At 70.9% G+C, this 24,043-nt stretch carries 21 protein-coding genes and 2 pseudogenes; 16 read left to right on the forward strand and 7 right to left on the reverse strand.

What is annotated here, in order from left to right:
• Nucleotides 1–57 precede the first annotated feature (57 nt).
• Nucleotides 58–1,212: a hypothetical protein gene (locus QM582_RS17500; protein WP_415086559.1), complete on the reverse strand. Its 1,155-nt coding sequence runs from the start codon at nucleotides 1,210–1,212 to the stop codon at nucleotides 58–60.
• A 323-nt stretch (nucleotides 1,213–1,535) separates the two neighbouring features.
• Here QM582_RS17500 and QM582_RS17505 point away from each other — a divergent pair, with 323 nt between their 5' ends.
• The 8 genes from QM582_RS17505 to QM582_RS17540 all read left to right on the forward strand — a co-directional run bounded on the left by QM582_RS17505 (nucleotide 1,536) and on the right by QM582_RS17540 (nucleotide 9,351).
• The gene (locus tag QM582_RS17505; protein ID WP_415086560.1) at nucleotides 1,536–3,080 is read left to right on the forward strand and encodes an ABC transporter substrate-binding protein; all 1,545 of its coding nucleotides are present in this window, start codon (nucleotides 1,536–1,538) and stop codon (nucleotides 3,078–3,080) included.
• A 1-nt stretch (nucleotide 3,081) separates the two neighbouring features.
• Entirely contained in the window at nucleotides 3,082–4,062 is a 981-nt protein-coding gene (locus QM582_RS17510; protein ID WP_415086562.1) for an ABC transporter permease, read from the forward strand.
• Nucleotides 4,059–4,928: an ABC transporter permease gene (locus tag QM582_RS17515; protein WP_415086563.1), complete on the forward strand. Its 870-nt coding sequence runs from the start codon at nucleotides 4,059–4,061 to the stop codon at nucleotides 4,926–4,928. The genes QM582_RS17510 and QM582_RS17515 overlap by 4 nt, the downstream gene beginning before the upstream one ends.
• Complete coding sequence (locus QM582_RS17520) at nucleotides 4,925–6,490, forward strand: ABC transporter ATP-binding protein (RefSeq protein WP_415086564.1); 1,566 nt, start codon at nucleotides 4,925–4,927, stop codon at nucleotides 6,488–6,490. Before QM582_RS17515 ends, QM582_RS17520 begins: the two co-directional genes overlap by 4 nt.
• Entirely contained in the window at nucleotides 6,483–7,727 is a 1,245-nt protein-coding gene (locus QM582_RS17525) for an MFS transporter (protein ID WP_415086566.1), read from the forward strand. The genes QM582_RS17520 and QM582_RS17525 overlap by 8 nt, the downstream gene beginning before the upstream one ends.
• Nucleotides 7,728–7,758: 31 nt before the next feature.
• Nucleotides 7,759–7,989 (forward strand): type II toxin-antitoxin system Phd/YefM family antitoxin, encoded by a 231-nt coding sequence (locus QM582_RS17530; protein ID WP_415086568.1) that lies wholly within the window; start codon nucleotides 7,759–7,761, stop codon nucleotides 7,987–7,989.
• Entirely contained in the window at nucleotides 7,986–8,207 is a 222-nt protein-coding gene (locus QM582_RS17535) for a hypothetical protein (RefSeq protein WP_415086570.1), read from the forward strand. Before QM582_RS17530 ends, QM582_RS17535 begins: the two co-directional genes overlap by 4 nt.
• A gap of 259 nt (nucleotides 8,208–8,466) precedes the next feature.
• Nucleotides 8,467–9,351 carry a hypothetical protein gene (locus tag QM582_RS17540; RefSeq protein WP_415086572.1) on the forward strand — a complete coding sequence of 295 codons (885 nt, stop codon included), beginning with the start codon at nucleotides 8,467–8,469 and terminating at the stop codon, nucleotides 9,349–9,351.
• A 132-nt stretch (nucleotides 9,352–9,483) separates the two neighbouring features.
• Here the strand turns inward: QM582_RS17540 and QM582_RS17545 are convergent, their stop codons facing one another.
• The 6 genes and pseudogenes from QM582_RS17545 to hemC form a co-directional block, all read right to left on the reverse strand.
• Nucleotides 9,484–10,038, reverse strand: a complete 555-nt coding sequence (locus tag QM582_RS17545; RefSeq protein ID WP_415086589.1) for a GNAT family N-acetyltransferase — start codon at nucleotides 10,036–10,038, stop codon at nucleotides 9,484–9,486.
• Nucleotides 10,021–10,743 (reverse strand): annotated as a pseudogene (gene cobA / locus QM582_RS17550) (uroporphyrinogen-III C-methyltransferase); the annotation flags it as partial. The gene QM582_RS17545 and the pseudogene cobA, both read right to left, overlap by 18 nt.
• Before the next feature lie 151 nt (nucleotides 10,744–10,894).
• Nucleotides 10,895–12,208, reverse strand: a complete 1,314-nt coding sequence (gene hemL, locus QM582_RS17555) for a glutamate-1-semialdehyde 2,1-aminomutase (RefSeq protein WP_415086573.1) — start codon at nucleotides 12,206–12,208, stop codon at nucleotides 10,895–10,897.
• The gene (gene hemB, locus QM582_RS17560) at nucleotides 12,205–13,188 is read right to left on the reverse strand and encodes a porphobilinogen synthase (RefSeq protein ID WP_415086574.1); all 984 of its coding nucleotides are present in this window, start codon (nucleotides 13,186–13,188) and stop codon (nucleotides 12,205–12,207) included. The genes hemL and hemB overlap by 4 nt, the downstream gene beginning before the upstream one ends.
• On the reverse strand, nucleotides 13,185–14,201 hold the full coding sequence (locus QM582_RS17565) for a uroporphyrinogen-III synthase (protein ID WP_415086590.1): 1,017 nt from the start codon (nucleotides 14,199–14,201) through the stop codon (nucleotides 13,185–13,187). The genes hemB and QM582_RS17565 overlap by 4 nt, the downstream gene beginning before the upstream one ends.
• A gap of 51 nt (nucleotides 14,202–14,252) precedes the next feature.
• A pseudogene (gene hemC / locus QM582_RS17570) lies at nucleotides 14,253–15,035 on the reverse strand (hydroxymethylbilane synthase); the annotation flags it as partial.
• 100 nt (nucleotides 15,036–15,135) lie between these two features.
• On the opposite strand from hemC, the gene QM582_RS17575 reads away from it, so the two are divergent.
• The 8 genes from QM582_RS17575 to tyrS all read left to right on the forward strand — a co-directional run bounded on the left by QM582_RS17575 (nucleotide 15,136) and on the right by tyrS (nucleotide 23,958).
• Nucleotides 15,136–15,915, forward strand: a complete 780-nt coding sequence (locus QM582_RS17575) for an HAD-IIA family hydrolase (protein ID WP_415086576.1) — start codon at nucleotides 15,136–15,138, stop codon at nucleotides 15,913–15,915.
• 175 nt (nucleotides 15,916–16,090) lie between these two features.
• The gene (gene argC / locus QM582_RS17580; protein WP_415086577.1) at nucleotides 16,091–17,146 is read left to right on the forward strand and encodes an N-acetyl-gamma-glutamyl-phosphate reductase; all 1,056 of its coding nucleotides are present in this window, start codon (nucleotides 16,091–16,093) and stop codon (nucleotides 17,144–17,146) included.
• On the forward strand, nucleotides 17,143–18,297 hold the full coding sequence (gene argJ, locus QM582_RS17585; RefSeq protein ID WP_415086578.1) for a bifunctional glutamate N-acetyltransferase/amino-acid acetyltransferase ArgJ: 1,155 nt from the start codon (nucleotides 17,143–17,145) through the stop codon (nucleotides 18,295–18,297). The genes argC and argJ overlap by 4 nt, the downstream gene beginning before the upstream one ends.
• Nucleotides 18,294–19,220, forward strand: a complete 927-nt coding sequence (argB, locus tag QM582_RS17590; protein ID WP_415086580.1) for an acetylglutamate kinase — start codon at nucleotides 18,294–18,296, stop codon at nucleotides 19,218–19,220. The genes argJ and argB overlap by 4 nt, the downstream gene beginning before the upstream one ends.
• Nucleotides 19,217–20,422 (forward strand): acetylornithine transaminase, encoded by a 1,206-nt coding sequence (locus QM582_RS17595; RefSeq protein WP_415086582.1) that lies wholly within the window; start codon nucleotides 19,217–19,219, stop codon nucleotides 20,420–20,422. The genes argB and QM582_RS17595 overlap by 4 nt, the downstream gene beginning before the upstream one ends.
• The gene (locus tag QM582_RS17600) at nucleotides 20,419–20,919 is read left to right on the forward strand and encodes an arginine repressor (RefSeq protein WP_415086584.1); all 501 of its coding nucleotides are present in this window, start codon (nucleotides 20,419–20,421) and stop codon (nucleotides 20,917–20,919) included. The genes QM582_RS17595 and QM582_RS17600 overlap by 4 nt, the downstream gene beginning before the upstream one ends.
• 1 nt (nucleotide 20,920) lies before the next feature.
• Nucleotides 20,921–22,357: an argininosuccinate lyase gene (gene argH / locus QM582_RS17605; protein ID WP_415086585.1), complete on the forward strand. Its 1,437-nt coding sequence runs from the start codon at nucleotides 20,921–20,923 to the stop codon at nucleotides 22,355–22,357.
• Nucleotides 22,358–22,695: 338 nt separating this feature from the next.
• Nucleotides 22,696–23,958, forward strand: a complete 1,263-nt coding sequence (tyrS, locus tag QM582_RS17610) for a tyrosine--tRNA ligase (protein ID WP_415086587.1) — start codon at nucleotides 22,696–22,698, stop codon at nucleotides 23,956–23,958.
• Nucleotides 23,959–24,043 lie beyond the last annotated feature (85 nt).

The following is a 24,043-nucleotide window of genomic DNA, read 5'->3' on the forward strand; positions in this document are numbered from 1 at the left end:
GGCCCCGCGGTTACAGCCCCGGGGCCAAGACCCGGCTCGCCGATCATGGTCGGTCGATCAGGGGAACTCGACGATCTGGAGCTTGTTGGCGCCGTTGTTCGGGTTCTTCTTCACCACGGTGTACGACTTCTGCTGCTGAACGCCGTCCTTGACCACCCGGAAGGTGTACGTGCCCGGCAGCATCTGTGCGCCGTCACCCAGGGATTGCCAGGTTCCGGCGAAGAACGACGCCGAATCGGGAACCTCACCGTTGACCGTCGCCTTGACCAGCGCCGTGTCGAAGCGGACCGACTTGTCGCTGGTGCCGACCACCACCGAGTTCTGCTGATCCCGCATGCCGTTCCAGGCCACCGCGAAGCTGTAGGTTCCCGGCAGCATTTCCGCGGTCACCATCTTGCCGTTGTTGACGTTGACGCCGGTGATCGGCCTCCAGCTGCCGTCCGCGAAATAGGTTGCGGATCCGTTCCGCAGGTCGAGCGGTGCCACCGTGTCGCCGGCCAGCCAGACATTCACCCAGGTGGTCTGGAAGCTGACCGTCTGCACCGCGTTGGCCAGGTTGTTCGGATTCTTGGCCAGCACCGTGAACGTCTTCTGCTGGCGGGTGCCGTTGTAGGTGGCGGTGAACGGGTAGGTGCCCGGCTGCAGCTCGACGCCCACGTTCGGATCGAAGTTGTGCCAGCCGTTCGCGTAGTAGGAGGCGCCGTTGGCGTCCACCGACAGCGGATTGCCCTTCGAGTCGCGCAGGTCGAGCTTGACCAGCGCGGCGTGGAAGTAGACGGCCTGGCTGCTCTGGCCCACCGTCACCTGCTTCTGTGCGCGGGTGCCGTTGTAATCCACCGCGAACGAGTACGTTCCCGGCTTCACCTCGGCGCGTGCGATGCGCTGATCGTTCGGGTTGAGGCCGCTCACCTGGTGCCAGCCGCCGTTGTCGTAGTACGACACCGAGCCGGTGCGCAGGTCAAGAAGACCATTGGTGTGGCCTTGCAGCCAGACGTCGACCTTCACGGTGTCGGTCTCGTCTGCTTTCGCCGTGCCGGGCACTGCGGCGACGGTCGTGATGGCGAGTGCTGCTGCTGCGAGGGCAGCAAGAATCCGATGTTTCATTTTCCCCCCGGGAGGTTGAAGGATCTCTTCGGCTATGAAGAGGGCGGGCCCCCTTGCCCACGTGCGGAGCGTAGCGGTGAGCGTGGCTATATGTCGATGACTTGCCATGACAATTAGCTGAGAATGTGCTGATCGGCGCATCCGCACCGCTGAGGGTGGTCGAAATACCTTGTCAGGGGTCGCGCTTCATGATCTCGACAAGGTCGCTCGACAAAGATACTCGCCACCCTGCCCGGCAGGTCGCCTGCCGAAACGCACATCGCCTGTGTTCCTACGCAGGCGATGTGCGTTTGCGCAGGCGACGTGGTCTCGGCGACCGGCCGCGAGGTGCCCGTCCGGGTCCAGCGCGTGGGACGGCGCGCCGTGGGCCGGGTCGCGATGGCAAGCTCAGATCGAAAAGGATAGTCATTATCAGTTATGGGAGGCTCACGGTGCGTCTTCTCCGCACAGTCATCGTCCTGGCGCTCGGGCTCGGCCTGGGCGCCTGCAGCGCGCAACAACCAGGCCCCGGGCAGCAGGGCGACCGGTCGATCCGACTGGCCGTGGCCCGGATGGCGGCCGGGGTCGATCCGGCCGACGATCTGACCTCCAGCTACCTGCGGATGTACGGCGCCACCGAGGCGCTGCTGAAGATCCAGCCGGACGGCTCCGTCGCCCCGGAACTCGCCGAGCGCGTCGAGCAGACCGCACCCGAGGTCTGGACGGCCACGCTGCGCAGCGGTGCGGTGTTCTGGAGCGGAGCCCCGGTGAACGCCAATGCGGTGGTGGCGTCGCTGGAGCGCTCCCGCGAGCGCAGCACCAACGCCAAAGGCATGCTCAGCGGTGTCACGATCAGCGCGGACGGGGACCGCACCGTGGCTTTCCGCTCCAAGGGCCCGGCGCCGTACTTCAACTACGCGCTGGCGCATTACTCGATGGTGATCCACAACGCGGCCGCCTACCAAGGCCGAAACCCGACAGACGTCTCCAGCGCCGACCTGACCGGTCCCTACCGGCTGACCGGGTTCGAGACCGAACGCTCGGCTACCCTGCAGCGCAACGAGCGCTGGTGGGGCGGTCGCACCGGTGCGCCCGGCGTCCAGGTGACCCTGGTTCCGGACGACCAGTCGCGCGCCGAGATGGCGCTGTCCGGCCAGGCCGACATCGTGGAGAGCTTCCCGGGCGGTCGGGCCGAGGAAGCCCGCGGCGCCGGCCTGCAGATCGTCTCCCAGCCCAGTGCCAGTACGGTCGCGGTCTACCTCAATCCCGCGTCCAAGCAGGCACCGGCGCTGGCCGATCAGGACGTCCGCCAAGCGCTGGGCTGGGGCACCGACCGGAGCAAGGTCGTCGAGCTGGCGACCAAGGGACTGGCCGCCCCGCTGCCGAGCTGGCTGGCGTCCAACCCCGGCTACCCGAAGGCGGCCAAGACCGGCTTCACCTCGTTCGATCTCGACCGGGCCAAGCAGCTGCTGGACCGGGCCGGCTGGACCGCCGGCTCCGACGGGATGCGCAGCAAGGACGGCAAGCCGCTCTCCATCCGGCTGCTGACCTTCGGTACCGAGGCGGCCACCGGTGAGGTGCTGCAGGCGCAGTGGCGGGCACTCGGCGTCGACCTGAAGGTGCGCAACGTCGAGGCGAGCCTGGTCACCCAGTCGGTGAAGAACGGCGACTGGGACGCGGTCACCCAGGCCTGGACGACGCTGGGCAACGTCCCCGCCCTGATGGACAACCAGATCGGCCCACAGGGTGCCGCCAACCACGGCCGCTACCAGGTGAAGGGGGTGGCCGAGGCGATCCAGCAGGCCACCGCGGCCAAGACTGCGGCAGCGCGCGAGGGGGCCGTGTTGAAGGTCAATCAACTGATGGCCGAGTCGGTGCCGTCCATCCCGGTGCACACGCGGGTGGCGGCGGTCGCGCTGGCCAAGAACGTCAAGGGTTTCGTCGGCCATCCGCAGCAGTACGAGACGATCATCCGCGGCGAGATGACGGTCGGCTGAGTTGACGAACCGCTGGCTTCGGGCGCTGGGAGTGCTCGGCCGATTCGTCGTCGGCACGGTCACGTTACTGCTGGTGGCGTCGGTGCTGATCTTCGTCCTGGTGCGGTCCTCGCCGGGTGACCCGGTGGAGATCGAGTTCGGCCAGACCGGGGTCGACGCCTACTTGACCCCGGCGGAGCAACAGCGGATCCGTGAGGAGCGGCGCGCCCAACTCGGCCTGGACGGACCGCTGGCCGTGCAGTACCTGCGCTGGTTGGAGCGGGTCGTCCGGCTCGACCTCGGGGTGTCGTACCGCACCGGGCAGCCGGTGGTGGAGGAGCTGGTCTCCCGGCTGCCGGCCAGCGCGGTGCTCGGCGTCGCCGGGTTCGTCCTGACCCTCGGCCTCGCCGCCGGCTTCGCGCTGCTCGGGGCGCACCGTCCGGGCGGGCCGGCCGACCACGGGGTCAGGCTGCTGGTCCTGGTCGCGGCGGCCGTGCCGACCTTCCTGTCCGGTTCCATCCTGCTGCGCTGGGCGGCGCAGCAGTTCGGCTACCCGCTGGCCGGCCCGGCGTCGTTGGGCAAGGTGTGGCTGCCCGCCCTGGTGATGGGGCTGTCGGGGGCCGCGACCATGTCGCGGCTGCTCCGGGCCTCGCTGATTGCCGAGCGCGGCAAGCCGTACGCGACGGCGGCGATGGCCCGGGGAGCCAGTCCCGGACGGGTGCTGCTGCGGCACGTCGCCCGTCCGGCGGCCACCCCGATCCTGACCCTGGCCGGGCTGTCGCTGGCCAACCTGGTGGCCGGCTCGGTGATCACCGAGACCGTGTTCTCCTGGCCGGGCGTCAGCGCGTACGCGGTCGGCGCCATCGCCGACCAGGACTACGCGGTGGTCCAGGCCTACCTGCTGCTCGTGGTGGTGGTCGTGGTCGTGGTCAACCGCAGCGTGGACGCCCTGCAGCGCGGCCTCGACCCGCGGGTCCGGCAGCGGACGGAGGCGGTCGCATGACCACGGCCGTGCGGGCGCGGGTGTCCATTGCCACCCGTCGCCGGCGAGCCCGTCCGGGCGCCGGCATGATGCTGGTCGGGGCGCTGCTGCTGGGCACGATGATCCTGCTGGCGCTGACTGCGCCGCTGCTCGCCCCCTTCGACCCGGCCGCCCAGCAGATCGGGCCGGTCAACGCGGCGCCCGGCGGCGAGCACCTGCTGGGCACCGACCGGTTCGGCCGCGACCTGCTGTCCCGGCTGCTGTGGGGCGGACGCGCGACGCTGGTCTCCTGCGCGGTGGCGATCACCGGCGTGGTGATCGTCGGTGTCGCGGTCGGCGCCGTGGTCGCCGGGCTGCCGGCGAAGTTCGACCTGCTGGCCCGCAGCGTGCTCGACCTGCTGGTCGCCTTCCCGTCGATCGTGGTCGCGCTGGCCTTCGTCGGGCTGTGGGGCCCCTCGCTGAGCACCGCGCTGCTGGGCGTCGGGGTGGTGCTGTGGGCGCCGTTCGCCCGGCTCTCCCGGGCGGTGGTCCGCTCGGCGCTGGCGGAACCGTCGGCGGTGGCCGCCCGAGCCCTGGGCGCCGGACGCGGACGGCTGCTGCGTCTGGAGGCCTGGCCACGGATCCGTGGGCCGGTGGTGGTGCTTGCCGCCGTCGAGGCCGCGCACCTGATCAGCGTGGTCGCCGGGCTGAGCTTCCTCGGGCTGGGCGCGCAGCCGCCGAGCGCCGAATGGGGAGCGATGCTGCAGGAGGGCCGGGAGTCGCTGTGGGCCGCGCCGCACCTGGTGGTGGCGCCCGGGGTGGCGGTGCTGGTCACTGTGCTCGGGCTGGTGCTGCTGGCCGAGGGGCTGCGGGACCGGCTGGATCTCGACGAGGGAGTGGCGACATGAACGAGGCCCGAACCACCGACGTGCTGCGCGTCCGGGAGCTGGACGTGGCTCGCGGCGGCGTCCGGGTGCTCCGGGGCGTGGACCTCACCGCTCGCGCCGGCCGGGTGCACGTCGTGCTGGGTGCCAGCGGCAGCGGCAAGACGACGCTGCTGCGGGCCTGCATCGGGCTCGTCCCGGCGCCCTCGACGGTGCGGGCCGCGGAGCTGCTGCTGGTCGCCGACGGCAGCGAGTATGACCTGACCAGGGGTGATGCCTGGGCGGCGGTGCGCGGCGAGCACATCGGGCGGGTCGGCCAGGATCCGGCGCTCGACCTGACCCCGTTGCGCCGGGTCGGTTCGCTGGTCGCCGAAGCATCCGGCCCGCGACGCACCCCGGTGCCGGAGGTGCTGGAGCGCTGCGGCCTGCCCGGCCAGGGACTCCAGCGGCGGATGTGCTTCCAGCTCAGCGGCGGCATGGCGCAACGGCTGGCTCTCGGGCTGGCCGGCGCCCGCGACCCCGACCTGCTGCTCGCCGACGAACCCAGCACGGCGCTGGACGCGATCGCTCGGGCGACACTGGCCCGGCACCTGCGCGAGGTGGCGGACGCCGACGCCGCGGTCGTCCTGGTCACCCACGACGTCGCCCTGGCCCGCACCCTGGCCGACGACGTCACCGTGCTGGACGGCGGACGAGTGGTGGAGCAGGGCGAGGCCGGCCAGGTGCTCACCCGGCCCGCCACCGCCACCACCCGCGAACTGGTCGCGGTCGCCGTGCCGCGTCCCCGCGTCCGGGAGGCCGGGACGGACGGGGACCCGGTGCTGCGGATCGACGGCCTGGTGGCCGGCTGGGACCGGCGTCCGGTGCTGGACGGCGTGGACCTGCGGGTCGGGCCCGGTGAGGTGCTCGGCGTGGCCGGACGCAGCGGTGCCGGCAAGTCCACCCTGGTCGCCTGCCTGACCGGGCTGCTGGCCCCGTCCGCCGGCCGGATGACGCTCGCCGGCCTGGACGTCGGGACCGCACGTTGGCGGGACCTGCGCCGCCGGATCCAACTGGTCCCGCAGGACCCGCGCGGCTCGCTGAACCCGTGGCGCACGGTCGCCGACCAGATCCGCGACCCGCTGGACGTCCACCGGGTCGGCACCCGGGCCGAACGCCGGGACCGGGTCGACGAACTGCTCGACCGGGTGGGTCTGGCCGGCCTGGGGGAGCGCCGGCCCGGAGCGCTCAGCACCGGGCAGTGCCAGCGGGTCGCGATCGCGCGGGCGCTCGCCATCCGTCCCCGGCTGCTGATCGCCGACGAACCGGTCACCGCCCTGGACGCCGCGCTCCGGGCCGACGCGCTGGAGCTGTTCGCCGACGTGGTGCGCTCCGAGGGGACCGCAGCCCTGGTGATCTCGCACGACCTGCATGTGCTGGAGTACCTGAGCGACCGGATCGCGGTGCTGGACGCCGGCCGGATCGTCGAGGAACTGCCCGCCCACGACCTCCGCACCAGGGGCGAGCACCCGCTCACCCTGGCCCTGCTCGCCGCCCACCCGCCGATGCCCGAACCCGACCTGGCAGGAGTTGCCACCGATGCTTGACGAGATGCGCCGGCTCTCCCCGGCGGCCCGGCTGTTGGTGATCAACCAGGCCGGCGTGAACCTGGGGTTCTTCATGGTGGTGCCGTTCCTGGCCGCCTACCTGATCGACGACATCGGCATGACCGCGGCCGCGGTCGGGCTGGTGCTGGGCGCCCGCACGCTCGCCCAACAGGGATTGTTCCTGCCCAGCGGGGTGCTGATCGACCGGATCGGGCCGTGGCCGTCGATCGTCGCCGGCTGTGCCCTGCGAGTGGTGGCCTTCCTCGGGCTCGGTCTGGCCAAGGATCCCCTGGTGGCGCTGGCTTCGGTGCTGCTGATCGGGGCCGCCGGGGCACTGTTCCAGCCGGCCTCCCGCGCCTATCTGGCGCTGGAGGCCACCGAACGCCGGGCGCAGGCATTCGCCGTCTTCGAGGTCTGGGGCAACGCCGGGTCGCTGCTGGGCCCGGTGCTGGGCGCCGCGCTGCTCACGGTCGACTTCCAGGTCGCTTGCCTGGTGGCCGCCGGCGTGTTCGGCCTGCTCACCTTCGCCCAGGTCGTCGTCCTGCCCCGCAACCACCGCGGCGAGCGCAAGGCGTCCGCGCTGGTCGGAGTGCGGCGGGTGCTGGGGGACCGGCGGCTCGCGCTCCTGGTGGTCTCCATGTCCGCCTACCTGGCCCTGTTCAACCAGCTGTACCTGACGCTCCCGGTCGAGGCTCAGCGGGTCACCGGACGGGGTGACGCGATCGCGGCGATCTACCTGGTGTTCGGGGTGCTGGGCATCCTGCTGCAGGTGCGGGTGACCGCGTGGTGTGGCCGCCGGGGCTGGCCCGGGGTGATCGCGATCGCAGCCGGGCTGGGCCTGATGGGCGCGTCGTTCGTCCCGCTCGCGCTGTCGACCGCGTTCCAGCCCACGGCCACAGCGGCGCTCGACCTGCCGGCGGCACTGCTGCCGGTCATCCCGCTGCTGATCGCGACCGTGGCGTTCACCCTGGGCGGGCTGATGCTGTCGCCCTACGTCATCGTGGTGCTCTCCGACTACGTCGGGGACAAGCTGATCGGCACCGCCTACGGCTGGTACTACCTGGTCGCCGCGATCTCGACGATGACCGTCGCCTGGGCCGCGGGGGCGTTGCTCGACCTGGGCGGTGCCCCGGGCCGGGTGCTCTCCTTCGGGCTGCTCGCGCTGGTCGGCATCGCCGGCGCCCTCGGCGTCCGGGCTCAGCGCGGAGCGCACACCATGGCGACCAACCGTGGCTGACCAACAGTGGTCCACTGCTTACGCTCGGACCATGGACGTGGTGAAGGTGCAGTACGCGAAGACGCATCTGTCCGCCTTGCTGAACGCGGTGGAGCGTGGTGAGGAGATCGTCGTCTCCCGTGGTGATCGACCCGTCGCGAAGCTGGTCCCGCTGAAGGAAACCGAGGAGCGAGAGTTTGGCTTCGTCGCCTATCAGGTGCCCGATTCGTTCGTCGAGCCGTTGCCCGAGGAGGAGCTGGCGGCCTGGGAGGGCTCGGCGTGACCTACCTGCTCGACACTCACGCGCTGTTCCGGGCGCTGACCGCGCGGTCGCGCCTCGGGGCACCGAAGCCGCCTGCGGTGATCGGCGGCTACGCACGCCACCTGGATCGCCTCGGGGTCGCCCGGCTGCCGTTGACCGAGGAGCACTGTCTGCTCAGCGGAACCTGGATTGGGAGCACCGTGATCCGTTCGACCGGATGCTGGCCGCGCAGGCGATGATCGAGTCGATGACCTTGATCACCGACGATGCGGCGTTCCGGGGGCTGTCCGGCCTCCGCACGCTTGGTGAGCCGGGGTGTCGCCGACCAGCGCGGCGAAGGGGAGTCGCTGGCCTCGCCCGCGTGCTGTGCAGCCTATTTGGAGGTGTTTTCCGTTGATGAACCTATGTCGAGTGCCGCGTAGCGGTAGGGATCGGCAGTTGTCCAAGCGGATGCGCATGATTGCAGCCAGGTGGTTCGGTCGCCTCAGGGGCGCCCTGGTGATCCTGGTACTGGCTGGGTTCGGCGGGTGCACCGCTGCTCCGGGGCCCAGCGGTGATGCTTCACAGCGATCGATAGAGGTGCCGGTGGCGCCAGGAGGTGGATTTTCCACACCCATCGAGGGGACATTCCGCGGAGTTTTGGACTGGGGCAACGCCACGATTGAATTGCCGCTGGATCGCTACGGAATGAGTCCCAGGGAAGAGCAACTGGTCGTTGTCGCTCGGAGCATCGTGTACGCACGGTGCGTGCATGCCAAAGGGGAGATCGGTCCGGAGGAACTCCGGGAAGCGCGTCGATACCTGGCGATGCCGCCGGACGCGAACCACTGGCTGTTCGGCTATTGGAACGCCTCCTACCTGGCCAAGCACGGGCTCGGCGCGAGTGCCGTCCATACTCCTCGCGCCGCGGACGCGGATCAGGCGACCGCCGCACGTTGTGAGGCTGAACCCGACCACCGCGAATTGGAGCCCATTGGCGCGAGCTACCAGCCCGACGACGAGCAAATGGCGGGAGTCATGCGATGGTCGGGCGAGGCATTCGACGCAACCCTTGCCGATCGACGGTTCGCGGCCCTGATCGAACAGATGAGAGCGTGTCTTCAAAAGTCGCGCCTCGCCGTCGATGGTGAAACCGGGCTGGGTGGTGCAGAGGTGGACAGTACCTGGACCGACGCACGAGTCAAGCAGGCGCTGCTGGCGGAAGCGTCCTGCCGGGATGCCCATGACATCACTCGGCAGACCGCTGACATCGCAGCTGAGATACAGGGTCCGTACGTTCGGGACAACCTCGCAGCGCTGACAAACATCAGGATGGTTGCCACCCAGCGGGTGGCCAAGGCGACCATGATTCTGCGGCAGGTAGGCCTGCTGAAGCCAGCCTGAGCGATGCCGGATCAGCAGGTCCTGCCCTGACTCTTTGCGTCCCGGCACGTCGCCTGCCGAAACGCACATCGCCTGTGTTCCTCCGCAGGCGATGTGCGTTTACGCAGGCGATGTCGTGGCCCGGTGGTGCCGTCAGTCCGGGGTCTTCACCAGGCGGACGGTATGCGGGACGTGGGGCAGCGAGTCGTCCTCGTCCGGCAGCACGCGGTAGCCGGCACGGGCGTAGAACCTGAGGTTCGATTCGCTGCGCTTGCCGGTGATCAGCCAGAGCCGACGAGCGGACGCCGGCGCTTGGCGTTCGATGTGAAGCAGCAGCATCCGCCCCAGTCCGTGGCCTTGCAGATCGGGGGCGACCATCAGCCGTCCGATCTCCCAGTCGGTGCCGTGCAGGTGGCCGCGCACTGCGCCGATCAGCCGTGACCCTCGACGAAGCACCCAGGTTTCCCAGCGGTCCAGCGATGCGCGGACCACGTCCAACCCCTCGTACAACGCCGGGATCTCGAAGGTGTCGTTGAGGATGGCGTCCGAGGTCCAGCAGGCCCGCTGCAGCACCAGCAGTTCCGCGGCGTCCTCGAATCGGGCCGGACGCAACTCGTCGGTGACCGCCTGCCCGGTTCCGGACGGACGTGCCCCGGCCGGACGGGCCGCCGACGTGGGTGCGCTCACCGGCAGTTCCTGGGCGGCCACCTGGCCGATCACCGCGATGGCGGGGGCGTGCATCCCGGCCTGCTTGGCGCGGTCGGCGATCCCTTCGACGGGTGCCCGGACGGTCCGCATGGTCGGCAGCCAGGCGTCCGCGATCACCGCCGCCGGTGTGTCGGACGGGAGCCCCTGCGCCACCAGTTCGGCACAGATCGCGGCCAGGTTCGCCACCCCCATCAGCACCACGATGGTGTGACCGGCGCGGGCCAGCGCCGCCCAGTCGGTGGTGGACGCGGGATGGCCGGGCGGGACATGCCCGGAGACCACGGTGAACGCCTGCACCACGCCGCGGTGGGTGACCGGAATGCCGGCCAGCGCAGGTCCGGCGACGGCTGATGTGACACCGGGGATCACCGCCACCGGCAGGCCGGCCTCGGCGCAGGCCTGCACCTCCTCGCCGCCGCGTCCGAAGACGAACGGGTCGCCGCCCTTGAACCGGACGACGTGCCGTCCGGCGCGGGCGTGCTCGATCAGCAGTTCGTTGATCCGCTGCTGCGAGGTGGCGCGTCCGCCCGGGATCTTGCCGACATCGATCAGCAGCGCACCCGGCGGGCACTCCGCCAAGCAGGACAGCGGCGCCAGGTGGTCGTAGAGCACCACGTCCGCGGCGCGCAGTACGTCCAGCCCGGCCAGGGTGAGCAGTCCCGGATCGCCCGGACCCCCGCCGACCAGCGTGACCCGTCCGCTCACCGCGCACCTCGTGGGTTGAACTCGTGATCCCTGGCTCCGGGGGTGGCCGAGACGGCGAGTCCGTCATCCCGGGCTTCGACCCGGGATCTCGGGTGGGCGTGGGCGGACGGTGAGATTCCGGCGTTCGCCGGGATGACGGTGGCCCGTGTGGTCACGATCGGCCCGCAGCCTGGGCGGCAGCTGGGAGCGCGTCCACCACTCGGTTCAGGACGGCGTCGTCGTGCGCCGCCGACAGGAACCAGGCCTCGTAGCCGGACGGCGGCAGTGCGACCCCGGCGTCCAGCATGGCGTGGAAGAACCGGGCGAAGGCGGCCGAATCCTGCTGCTGAGCCGCCGGATAGTTGTCGATCGAGCCGTCGAAGTCCCCGAAGAAGACGGTGAACAGCGACCCGGCCGCCTGTACTCGGTGCGGAACCCCGGCCGCGTCCATGGCCGCTCCGATCGCGGTCTGCAGGGCTGCCGACACCTCGTCCACCCGGGCGTAGACGGCATCGTCGGCCAACGCCAGCGTGGTGATGCCGGCCGCGGTCGCCAGCGGATTCCCGGACAGGGTGCCGGCCTGGTACACCGGTCCGACCGGGGCCAGCAGGTCCATCAGCTCGGCGCGTCCGCCGATCGCGGCCAGCGGCATGCCGCCGCCGACCACCTTGCCGAAGGTGAACAGGTCGGGCGCCTCGGGCAGCGGGGTGGTCCCGACAAGCTCGACCGACGACTGCTCCAACCCCCACCAGCCCCGGTAGCCGACCCGGAACCCGGTCAGCACCTCGTCGAAGATCAGCAGCGCACCGTGCCGCCGAGTCACCTCGCGCAGGAACGAGTTGAACCCCGGACGCGGCGGAACCACACCCATGTTCGCCGGCGCCGGCTCGGTGATCACCGCGGCGATCCGGTCGGGATGCGCGGCGAACGCGGCCTCCAGGGCGTCCGGATCGTTGTACGGCACCACGATCGTCTGCGCCGCGGTCGCGGCGGTAACGCCGGCCGAACCGGGCAGGCCCTGGGTCGCGACCCCCGAGCCGGCGGCGGCCAGCAGGCCGTCGGAATGTCCGTGGTAGCAGCCGGCGAACTTCACCACCAGGTCGCGTCCGGTGGCGCCGCGGGCCAGTCGGATCGCGGTCATGCAGGCCTCGGTGCCGGTGGAGACGAAGCGCACCTTTTCGGCCTCCGGCACCCGGGTCCGGACGGCTTCGGCCAGCTCGACCTCGGCCTGGGTGGGTGCCCCGAACGAGAGCCCGCGGGCCGCCGCGGCCTGCACCGCCGCCACCACCTCAGGGTGGGCATGGCCGAGCAACGCCGGCCCCCACGAGCCGACAGCGTCCACGTACTCGCGGCCGTTCGTGTCGTAGAGATAGGGCCCGGACGCCCGCGCGATGAACACCGGATCGCCGCCCACCGAGCCGAACGCCCGGACGGGCGAGGAGACGCCGCCGGGGATCACCCGGCAGGCACGCTGGAAGAGACTCATCGTTTGTTCCCGTTCGCAGTTTCGGCCAGTTCGGACGCGGCATAGGTCAGCACGATGTCCGCACCGGCCCGCACGATGGTGGTAACCGCCTCGGCGAGCGCGGCGTCCCGGTTCAGCCAACCCCGCTCGGCGGCGGCGCAGACCATCGCGTACTCGCCCGAGACGTGATACGCCGCGACCGGAACCTGAGATCGGGCGGCGATGTCGGCGAGCACGTCGAGGTAGTAGCCGGCCGGCTTCACCATCAACAGATCAGCACCCTCGGCCTCGTCCAGATCGGCCTCCCGGACGCCCTCGCGGCGGTTCGCCGGATCCTGCTGGTAGCTGCGGCGATCCCCGGACAATGCCGAGTTCACCGCCTCCCGGAACGGTCCGTAGAAGGCGGAGGCGTACTTGGCGGCATAGGCGAGGATCGCGGTGTCGGCGAAGCCGGCTGCGTCCAGGCCGGCGCGAATCGCGGCCACCTGGCCGTCCATCATTCCGGACGGCCCGACCACGTGCGCGCCGGCCCGGGCCTGGCTGATCGCCAACTCGACGTAGCGGTCGTTGGTGGCGTCGTTGTCGACCCGGCCGCGCTCGTCCAGCACCCCGCAGTGGCCGTGGTCGGTGAACTCGTCCAGGCAGGTGTCGGCCATGATCACGATGTCGTCGCCGACGGCGTCCCGGACGGCGCTGAGCGCCCGGTTCAGGATGCCGTCCGGGGCCGAACCGACCGAGCCGACGGCGTCCTTGTCCTCGGGACGCGGGACGCCGAACAGCATCACCCCGCCCAGCCCGAGTGCGACGGACCGGCGCACCTCGTCGACCAGCGAGTCGACGGTGTGCTGCACCACGCCCGGCAGCGAGCTGATCGGACGCGGCGCGTCCAGGCCCTCGGCGACGAACATCGGCAGCACCAGCTGAGCCGGATGGATCCGGGTCTCGGCCACTAGGCGGCGCATTGCCGGCGTGGTCCGCAGCCGGCGCGGACGGACGATCATCGAGCTTCCTTTCGCAGGGTGGCCAGGGCGTTCACCAGCCCGGCCGGGGTCGCCTCGGCGGCGGTGGCGGCCACGGTGAATCCGGCGTCCCGGGCGGCGGCGGCGCTGGTCTCACCCAGCGCGACCACCGTCGGACCGGGCGAGCCGAGCAGTTCGGCGGCAGCCCGGACGACGGACGGCGCGGTCACCACGAACGCGTCGAAGCCATCCGGCCAGCCTAGGCGGATCGCGTCGTCGATGCTGTCGGCGGCATCGGTCCGGTAGACGGCGACCCGGTCGACCTGCAACCCACGCGCGGCGAGCCCGGCGTCCAGGCCCGGGGCGGGATCGGCGGCGCCCGGGACGAGTACCCGTCCGGGTTCGTCGGGGAAGGACGCGGCCAGGTCAGCGCCGCCGGAGCCCGAGGTGGGCACCAGGTCGACCCGCAGCCCGGCGTCGCGGGCAGCGGTCGCGGTGGCCGGACCGACGGCCGCGACCTTGGTGCCTTCGGGCAGGACGGCGGCGAGGTCGATGCCGAGCTCCCGCAGCGCGACCAGGGTCCGGGCCGAGGTCAGCACCAGCCAGTCGTAGCGTCCGGCGGCGAGCTGGTCCGTCCGCTCGCCGAGTCGGGGGTCGGTCACGGTCGTCTGTCGAGTGAAGGACGCCGTCGTCACCCGGGCGCCGCGCAGCGCGACCGCTTCGGCCAGCCGGGACGGCGGCATCAGCACCCGCAGCCCCACCAGCGGCGCCAGGTGCTGCGCCATGGACGTCACCATCGCACCGACAGCGGTACGCGGGGACAGACCCCTCGGTCCATCCGGGGCCTGGGTGGCACGCGGGGGCAGGCCACTCGGTCCACTTTCGAGCCTGACGGAGTTGGCGACCGTGGTCATCCCGTCCGGGGTGGCAAGCCGGGACCGCAGCCGCAGCACCGTTGGTTGAGCTTGCGTTGGTTGAGCTTGTCGGAACTCCTCGTCCCCGGCGGCCTCGCCGACGGCCCAGCCCTGAGCGGGGCCGTCCGTGACCTCTTCCATGGCATGGAAGAGGTCGGCGGGCGTGTCGGGGATGCGGTCGAGAGAACTTGGCGGACCAACCTCGGCCAAGGCGCCGAACGGAGCCGCGCAGCCCGCCTCGACCAGCCGCATCAACTCCCGCTCGGCCTCCACCGCGACCCGGGTGGGGGAGTGGTCCAGGTGTGCCAGCAGGGCCAGCAGCTCGGTGTCGTCGCTGCGGCACTCCAGCGCCAACGCTCCCTGCGCAGGCGCCGGCATCAACACGTCCGGTTCGAAGAACTCGGTGATCGCATCGGCACGCCCCAGCCGGTTCAGGCCGGCGGCGGCCAGCACCACCGCGTCCAGGTCGGCGCCGACCCGGCCCAGTCGGGTGTCGACGTTGCCGCGGATGTCCACGATCTCCAGATCCCCACGCGCCGCCCGAAGCTGCGCGGCTCGCCGGGGCGATCCGGTACCGACCTTCGCACCCCGCGGCAGACCCCAGAGCCCCAGACCGTCGCGGGCGCACAGCGCGTCCCGGGGATCCTCGCGCTCCGGGATCGCGCCCAGGGTCAGCCCCGAAGCGGGCGTGGTCGGTAGATCCTTCAACGAGTGCACCGCGAGATCGCAGACCCCGTCCAGCACCGCCTCGCGAACGGCCGCCACGAACACGCCCACCCCGCCCATGCTCGACAGCGGGGCCGCGGAGACGTCGCCCAGAGTCTTCACCGGCACCAGCTCGACCTCGGCGCCGAGCCCGCGCAGGGCGTCCGCGATCATCCCCGACTGCGCCAACGCCAGCCGGGATCCACGGGTTGCCAGCCTGATCCGCACCGTCCGATCTTGCCCTACCGCGCGCTTCGGGGAGCGCCACATCCGGGGGCTGGTCGGTGCTGTCCAGCGTCCGGACGTGGCCCTGACTGCGCCCGACAGGCATTTATAGTCATTTCAACTAATAACAGGTACGATGGGTGTCATGCGTAAGGTTCGCGACATCGAATGCTGGCTCACCGACATGGACGGCGTCCTCGTGCACGAGGATCAGCCGCTGCCGGGCGCCGCCGCACTGATCGAGCGCTGGGTGGACACCTCCAAGCGCTTCCTGGTGCTGACCAACAACTCGCGTTTCACTCCTCGTGACCTCGCCGCGCGCCTGGAGCGCTCCGGCCTGCGGATCCCCGAGGAGAACATCTGGACCTCCGCCATGGCCACCGGCGCCTTCCTCGCCGACCAGCCGGGCGACAAGACCGCCTTCGTGATCGGCGAGGCCGGTCTGACCACCGCTGTGCACGACGCCGGATTCATCATCACCGAGACCGACCCCGCCTTCGTGGTGCTCGGCGAGACCCGCAATTTCTCCTTCGAAGCGATCACCAAGGCGGTCCGGTTCATCGCCGACGGTGCTCGGTTCATCGTCACCAACCCGGACACCACGGGCCCCTCCAAGGAGGGTCTGCTGCCGGCCGCCGGCGCCGTGGCGGCGATGATCACCGCGGCGACCAACCGCCAGCCCTACGTGGTCGGCAAGCCGAACCCGATGATGTTCCGCTCCGCGATGCGCCGGATCGAGGCGCACTCGGAATCCACCGCGATGATCGGCGACCGGATGGACACCGACATCGTCGCGGGCATGGAGGCCGGCCTGCACACCGTCCTGGTGCTCACCGGGCTGACCACCACCGAGGACGTCGGGAAGTACCCGTTCCGGCCCAACCAGATCCTCGGCGGCGTGGACGAGCTGATCGACCAGCTCTGACCCGCTCGGTCGTGCCCCGGTCCGACCTGTAAACCCCTGCCTAACTATCTGCGCCCTCCCACATGCGGGAGGGCGCAGATAGTTAGGCAGGGGTTTACGCTGTCCGGACGAGGTCGGCGAGACCCGATCGTCAACGGATTGGAATATTCATTCCACGTTCGGCATAGTAATGCCCATGTCTGTTCGGATCGCTGTCGCGGGGTGCACCGGCTACGCCGGAGGTGAGCTGCTGCGTCTGCTGTTGCAGCACCCCGAGGTCACCATCGGCAACCTGACGGCGAAGTCCAGTGCGGGCTCGCGACTGGTCGAGCACCACCCGCATCTGCTGCCGTTGGCGGACGTCGAGGTGCTCGACACGACCGCGGAGAACCTCGCCGGTCATGATGTCGTCTTTCTCGCGCTGCCGCACGGGGCGTCCGCCGCCGTCGCCGAGGAACTGGGCGACGACGTCCTGGTGATCGACGCCGGCGCCGACTTCCGGCTGGTCGATCCGGCCGATTGGGAGAAGTTCTACGGAACCCCGCACGCCGGCACCTGGCCCTACGGCCTCCCCGAACTCCCCGGCCAGCGGACCGCCCTGGCCGGGGCCCACCGCATCGCCGTGCCGGGCTGTTTCCCGACCACGGTCACCCTGGCACTGCTGCCCGCCCTCACCGCCGGCCTGACCGACGGCCGGGACGTGGTCGTGGTCGCCCCGACCGGCGCGTCCGGTGCCGGCAAGAGCCTCCGGGTCAATCTGCTGGCCTCCGAGCTGCTCGGCAGCGCCAGCGCGTACGGCGTCGGCGGCGTGCACCGGCACGTCCCCGAGATGCTGCAGAACTTCCGCCGGCTCGGCGCCGAAGCGCCCACCCTGTCGTTCACCCCGGTGCTGGTGCCGATGGCGCGCGGCATCCTGGCCACGGTGACCGCGCCACTGAACGGCAACAACCTCGACAGCAAGGATCTCGACAAGCTCGATCAACGGGTCCGCGCCGCCTATGCGGACGCCTACGCCGACGAGCCGTTCGTCCAGCTGCTGCCGCCGGGTGTCTGGCCGCAGACCCAGGCGGTGCTCGGTTCCAACGCCGTCCAGGTCCAGGTCACCGTCGATGAAGCCGCGAACCGTCTGGTCGCTGTGGCCGCGCTGGACAATCTCACCAAGGGCACCGCCGGCGGCGCCGTCCAATCCATGAACCTGGCTCTCGGGCTGCCCGAGACCACCGGCCTGTCCACGATCGGAGTCGCGCCATGAGCGTCACCACCCCCAGGGGCTTCACCGCCACCGGTGTCACCGCCGGCATCAAGGCATCCGGACGCCCCGACCTGGCCCTGGTCGTCAACAACGGTCCGGACGCCCACGCCGCCGCCGTGTTCACCTCGAACGCCTTCAAGGCGGCCCCGGTGCTCTGGTCGGCCGACGCCGTCGCGAACGGACGGCTGGCCGCGGTCGTGCTCAACTCCGGCGGCGCCAACGCCTGCACCGGACGCGCCGGCCTGGACGACGCCCGCCAGATGGCCGAGTGGACGGCGGCCTCGGTGGGCTGCGAGATCGCCGACGTGGCGGTCTGCTCCACCGGCCTGATCGGTGAGCGGCTGCCGATGACCAAGGTGCTGGCCGGCATCGAGCTCGCCGCCCAGGACCTCTCCGACGAGGGTGGACCGGCGGCCGCCGAGGCGATCATGACCACCGACACCGTCGCCAAGGAGGCCGACTACTCCTCGCCTCACCACTGGGCGATCGGCGGCATGGCCAAGGGCGCCGGCATGCTCGCGCCGGCGTTGGCCACCATGCTCGTCGTGCTCACCACCGACGCGGTCATCGCTCCCGACCAGCTGGACGCCGCCCTGCGCACCGCGACCGGGTTCACCTTCGACCGCACCGATTCCGACGGCTGCATGTCCACCAACGACACCGTGATCCTGCTGGCCAGCGGCGCGTCCGGCGTCCAGGCCGATCCGGAGGAGTTCACCGAGGCGCTCACCGGGGTCTGCCATTCGCTGGCCCGGCAGCTGCTCGCCGACGCCGAGGGCTCGTCCCACGACATCGAGGTGACCGTCTCCGGCGCGGCAACGGAGGACGACGCGCTCGCCGTGGCCCGCGCCATCGCCCGCAGCAACCTGTTCAAATGCGCCGTCTTCGGCAACGACCCCAACTGGGGCCGGGTGCTGGCTTCGGCAGGCACCGTGGCGGCCCGGTTCGACCCCGACCACGTCGATGTCTCGTTCAACGGCATCGGGGTCTTCGTCGACGGCCAACTGGGCGCCGACCGGTCCGAGGTCGACCTCACCGGACGTGAGGTGACCGTCGACCTCAACCTGCACGCCGGCGACGCGACAGCCACCATCTGGACCAACGATCTGACCTACGACTACGTCAAAGAGAACGCGGAGTACTCCACATGAGCCCCACCACGCGGACCCGGGCGACCCTCGCCGGGGTGATCGACAAGGCCGAGACGCTGATCGAGGCGCTGCCCTGGCTGGAGCGCTACGCCGGCAAGATCGTGGTGATCAAGTACGGCGGCAACGCCATGGTCAACGACGAGTTGAAGCGCGCCTTCGCCGACGACATCGTCTTCCTGCGCCGCTGCGGGCTGAAGCCGGTGGTGGTGCACGGCGGCGGTCCGCAGATCTCCTCGATGCTCGGACGCCTCGGCATCCCGTCGGAGTTCCGCGGCGGCCTGCGGGTCACCTCGCCCGAGGCGATGGACGTGGTCCGGATGGTGCTGGTGGGACAGGTGGGACGCGAACTGGTCGGCCTGCTCAACGCCCACGGCCCGCTCGCGGTGGGGCTCTCCGGTGAGGACGCCGGCCTGTTCACCGCCACCCGGCGCGGCGTCACCATCGACGGCGAGCACGTCGACATCGGCCTGGTCGGCGAGGTCACCACGGTCCGGCCGGAGACCGTGCTCGACCTGATCGCCGGCGGCCGCATCCCGGTGATCGCCACCGTGGCTCCCGACGAGGACGGCAACGTGCACAACGTGAACGCCGACACCGCCGCCGCGGCGCTGGCCGTCGCGCTGGGTGCCGAACGGTTCGTCGTGCTCACCGACGTCGAGGGCCTGTACGCGGACTGGCCGACCTGCGAAGAGGTGATCGCCCAGATCACCCCGTCCGAATTGGAGGCGATGCTGCCGTCCCTGGAGGCCGGGATGATCCCCAAGATGGAGGCCTGTCTGCAGGCCATCCGCGAGGGCGTGGGCCGGGCCACCATCATCGACGGACGGGTGGCGCACAGTCTGCTGCTGGAGATCTTCACCACCGAGGGCATCGGCACCATGGTGGTGCGCGAGAACGAATCCCAGGAAGAGGTACCGGCATGACGGTGGTGGCGGACGGCGGCGCGCAGGCCGAGTTGACCACGCGCTACAGCCACGCGCTGATGAACACCTTCGGCGCTCCCAAGCGGGTGTTCGTGCGTGGCGAGGGCGTCCACCTCTGGGACGCCGACGGCAACTGCTACCTCGACCTGCTGGCCGGACTGGCGGTGAACGCGCTGGGCCACGCCCACCCGCAGGTGATCGGCGCCATCTCGGCGCAGCTGTCCACCCTGGGCCACGTCTCGAACTTCTTCGCCACCCCGACCCAGATCGCGCTGGCCGAGAAGCTGGCCGGCTTCGCCACCGCCAACGCCCCCGGCCTGCCCGCCCGGGTGTTCTTCACCAACTCCGGCACCGAGGCCAACGAGGCCGGCTTCAAAATCACCCGGCGCACCGGCCGCACCCGGCTGATCGCCATGGAGGGCTCCTTCCACGGCCGCAGCCTCGGCGCGCTCGCGCTGACCAGCAACCCCGCCTACCGGGAGCCGTTCGAGCCGCTGCCCGGCGAGGTGATCTTCGTGCCCTACGGCGACGCCGACGCACTCGCCGCCGTCCTCGACGACCGGGTCGCCGCGGTGATCGTGGAGCCCATCCAGGGCGAGAACGGCGTGGTGGAGCCGCCGTCCGGCTATCTCGCGCAGGTTCGCGAGCTGACCGCCGCAGCCGGTGCGCTGCTCTGGATCGACGAGGTGCAGACCGGCATCGGCCGTTGCGGCGACTGGTTGGCCAGCACCGCGTCCGGGGTGACCGGCGACATCGTCACCTTCGCCAAGGGCCTCGGCAACGGCTTCCCGGTCGGCGCCTGCGTGGCCACCGGCGCCGCGGCGTCCCTGCTCGGACCGGGTTCGCACGGCACCACCTTCGGCGGCAACCCGGTCGCCGCGGCCGCCGGGCTGGCGGTGTTGAGCATCGTCGAACGGGACGGCCTGCTGGCCCGGGTCCGGACGGCGGGGGAGCGGCTGGCGAGCGGCATCATCGCCCTGCAGCATCCGAAAGTGGCCGCCGTCCGGGGTCAGGGGCTGCTGCGCGGCGTGGTGCTCACCGAGCCGATCGCCCCGGCGGTCGCGGACGCCGCGCTGGCGTCCGGCTTCGTGATCAACGCGCCCCGGCCCACCGTGCTGCGGCTGGCCCCGCCGCTGATCATCTCCGACGCCGACCTGGACGCCTTCGTCGCCGCCCTGCCCTCGTTGCTGGAGGCCGGGTGAACGAAACGCGGCTGCCGCAGACCAAGACCGCCCGGCAGGCTCGCATCGTCGAACTGATCGGACGCCAACCGGTGCGTTCCCAGACCGAACTGGCCGCGCTGCTGGCCGCCGAGGGCGTCCCGGTCACCCAGGGCACGCTCAGCAAGGACCTGGTGGACGTCGGCGCTATCCGGGTCCGGCAGGGTGACGGCGAGTTCAGCTACGCCCTGCTGGCCGGAGAGACCCCCGGCGACTCCCCAGCGGCAGCCATCCGGCTGTCCCGGTTGTGCGCCGAACTGCTGGTGTCGGCCGAAGGTTCGGCGAATCTGGCCGTGCTGCGCACTCCGCCGGGCGCCGCGCAATACTTCGCCTCGGCGATCGATCGGGTGGCGCTGCCCGAGGTGCTGGGCACCATCGCCGGCGACGACACCATCGCGGTGATCACCCGCGACCCCACCGGCGGGGCAGCGCTGGCCGAGACCATGCTGGCGATGAGCCACAACCCACGAACGGAGTGAGATGAGTCACACCCCAGCCGAGCCGAGCAACGACGGTGCGGAGGCTGCCGGACGCCTGTGGGGCGGCCGGTTCGCCGGAGGTCCGGCCGACGCGATGTTCGCGCTGTCGGTGTCCACCCACTTCGACTGGCGGCTGGCCCGGCACGATCTGGCCGGCTCCCGGGCGCATGCCCGGGCGCTGCACGCCGCGGGCCTGCTCACCGACGACGAATTGGCCGGGATGATCGCCGGCCTGGACGCGCTCGAGGCAGACGTGGTCTCCGGAGCCTACGTCGCCGCGCCCACCGACGAGGACGTGCACGGCTCGCTGGAGCGCGGCCTGATCGAGCGGGTCGGCCCTGAACTGGGCGGACGGCTGCGCGCCGGTCGGTCCCGCAACGACCAGATCGCCACCCTGATCCGGCTCTACCTGCGCGACGAACTGGCCGTGCTGGGCGAGTCGCTGGGCACCGTGATCGAGGCGCTGGCCGGCCAGGCCGAACGGCACCTCGGCGCGGTGATGCCGGGCCGCACCCACCTGCAGCACGCCCAGCCGGTGCTGCTCTCGCACCACCTGCTGGCGCACGCCTGGCCGCTGGTCCGCGACCTGCAGCGACTGGCCGACCTCGACGTCCGGCTCGCCCAGAGCCCGTACGGTTCGGCGGCGCTGGCCGGCACCTCGCTCGGCCTCGATCCCGAGGCGGTGGCGGCCGACCTGGGCTTCGCCGGCTCGGTGGCCAACTCGATCGACGGGACGTCCGCCCGCGACCTGGTCGCCGAAGCCGCCTACGTACTGGCCCAGATCGCGGTCGACCTGTCCCGGCTGGCCGAGGAGGTCATCCTCTGGTGCACCGTCGAGTTCGGCTTCGCCAGCCTCGACGACGCCTGGTCGACGGGGTCGTCGATCATGCCGCAGAAGAAGAACCCGGACGTCGCCGAACTGGCTCGTGGCAAGGCCGGACGCCTGATCGGCAATCTCGCCGGCTTGCTGGCGACCTTGAAGGGCCTGCCGCTGGCCTACAACCGTGACCTGCAGGAGGACAAGGAGCCGGTCTTCGACGGTCTCGACCAGTTGCGGGTGCTGGTGCCCGCGGTCGCCGGCATGGTGGCGACCCTCACCTTCCACACCGACCGGATGGCCGAACTCGCCCCGCGCGGCTTCTCGCTGGCCACCGACATGGCCGACTGGCTGGTCCGGCAGCGGGTGCCGTTCGCCCAGGCCCACGAGATCACCGGCGCCGCGGTGAAGTACTGCGAGACCCGCGGCATCGACCTGCCCGACCTCACCGCTGAGCAACTCGCGGACATCCACCCCGCGCTCACCCCCGCGGTGCTCGAGGTGCTCACCGTCGCCGGCTCGGTCGCCGCCCGGGACGGACGCGGCGGCACCGCCCCGGTCCGGGTCGCCGAACAACTCGCGGAACTCCGCGCCACCGTGCAGGCACTCGTCCAGACCTGACCCTCCGCTGGTGAGACGGTGGGGACGGTTCCTTTCGTCCCACTGGTAGTACCTGTGGGACGGTGGGGACGGTTCTTCTCGGTTGATTTTCCGTCCTCGGGGGACGGTTCTAGCCGATCCATTGCCGGATCGAGGCGACGGGTTCTGGTCCGAGAAGACACTCGCGGAAGCGGATCCCACAGCTTCATGGGACGGACGCGCCGAGAACGGCCACGGCCTGCTTCCGGGTGATCGCCCATTGAGCGGACGCCTCCATACCCTCCCTACCGCAGACCGCGACCCAGGACGGGCTGCCGGCGCACCGGTCCGACGCGATGCTCCCACTAGGCTTAGCCAGCGTGACCGACGTATTCGAAGAACTGTCCTGGCGAGGGCTGATCGCCCACTCCACCGATCCCGATGCGCTCCGGGCGCACCTGGACGCCGGACCGATCACCTTCTATGTCGGTTTCGATCCCACCGCACCCAGCATCCACATGGGCAACCTGGTGCAGATCATGGTGGCCCGGGCACTCCAGCGCGCCGGGCATCGTCCGATCCTGCTGGTCGGCGGCTCCACCGGGCTGATCGGCGACCCCAAGCAGGCAGGGGAGCGGTCGATGAACCCCAAGGAACTGGTCAGCGAGTGGGTGGCCCGGATCCGCGACCAAGTCAGTCGGCTGATCTCCTTCGATGGTGACAACGGCGCGGTGCTGGTGAACAACTACGACTGGACGGCGGAACTCTCCACCCTCGACTTCCTCCGCGACGTGGGCAAGCACTTCCCGGTCAATCGGATGCTCGACCGCGAGGTGGTGAAGGCTCGGCTGGAGTCCGGCATCTCCTACACGGAGTTCTCCTACGTGCTGCTGCAGTCGCTCGACTACCGCGAGCTGTTCCGCCGGCACAGCTGCACACTGCAGACCGGTGGTTCCGATCAGTGGGGCAACATCACAGCGGGCGTCGAGCTGATCCGGCGTTCGGAGGGTGCCCGGGTCCACGCCCTGGCCACCCCGCTGCTGACCAAGGCCGACGGCACGAAGTTCGGCAAGACCGAGTCGGGCACCGTCTGGCTCGATCCGGCGATGACCTCGCCGTACGCGTTCCACCAGTTCTTCCTCAACGCCGAGGACGCCAAGGTGCTCGACTACCTGAAGGTGTTCAGCGAGCGCTCCCGGGAGGAGATCGAGGACATCGCCGCTCGGAGCGCAGAAGCCCCCCACCTCCGCATCGCTCAGCGGGCACTGGCCGACGACATCACCGACCTGGTGCATTCGCCGGCCGAGCGCGAGGCCGCGACCGCCGCCGCCCAGGCGATCTTCGGACGCGGCGATCTGGCCCAGCTGCCTGCGGACACGCTGCGCGCTGTCGGTGACGAGCTTGGTGCCCGCGTCTTGCCGGCCGACGGGGAGCTGCCCACTCTGGTGGACGCCCTGGAGGCCTCGGGGGTGGTGGCCAGCAAGTCCGCCGCTCGCCGGGCGATCGCCGAGGGCGGCGCGTACCTGAACAACGCGAAGGTGACCGACCCGGCCGCGCGGCTGACCCCCGGCGACGTGCTGCCCGGTGGCTTGGTCGTGCTGCGTCGTGGTCGTCGTACGGTGGGCGCCGTCCGGATCGGTTGATGAGGGTGTTTTCCCTAGTCAACTAGGGGACACGCCCGGGCGTCCCGGCCGATTTGACCCGGCGCCGCCAGCTCCGTAATGTTTA

This window comes from Micropruina sp., from assembly GCF_047607385.1.
Lineage (GTDB): Bacteria > Actinomycetota > Actinomycetes > Propionibacteriales > Propionibacteriaceae > Micropruina.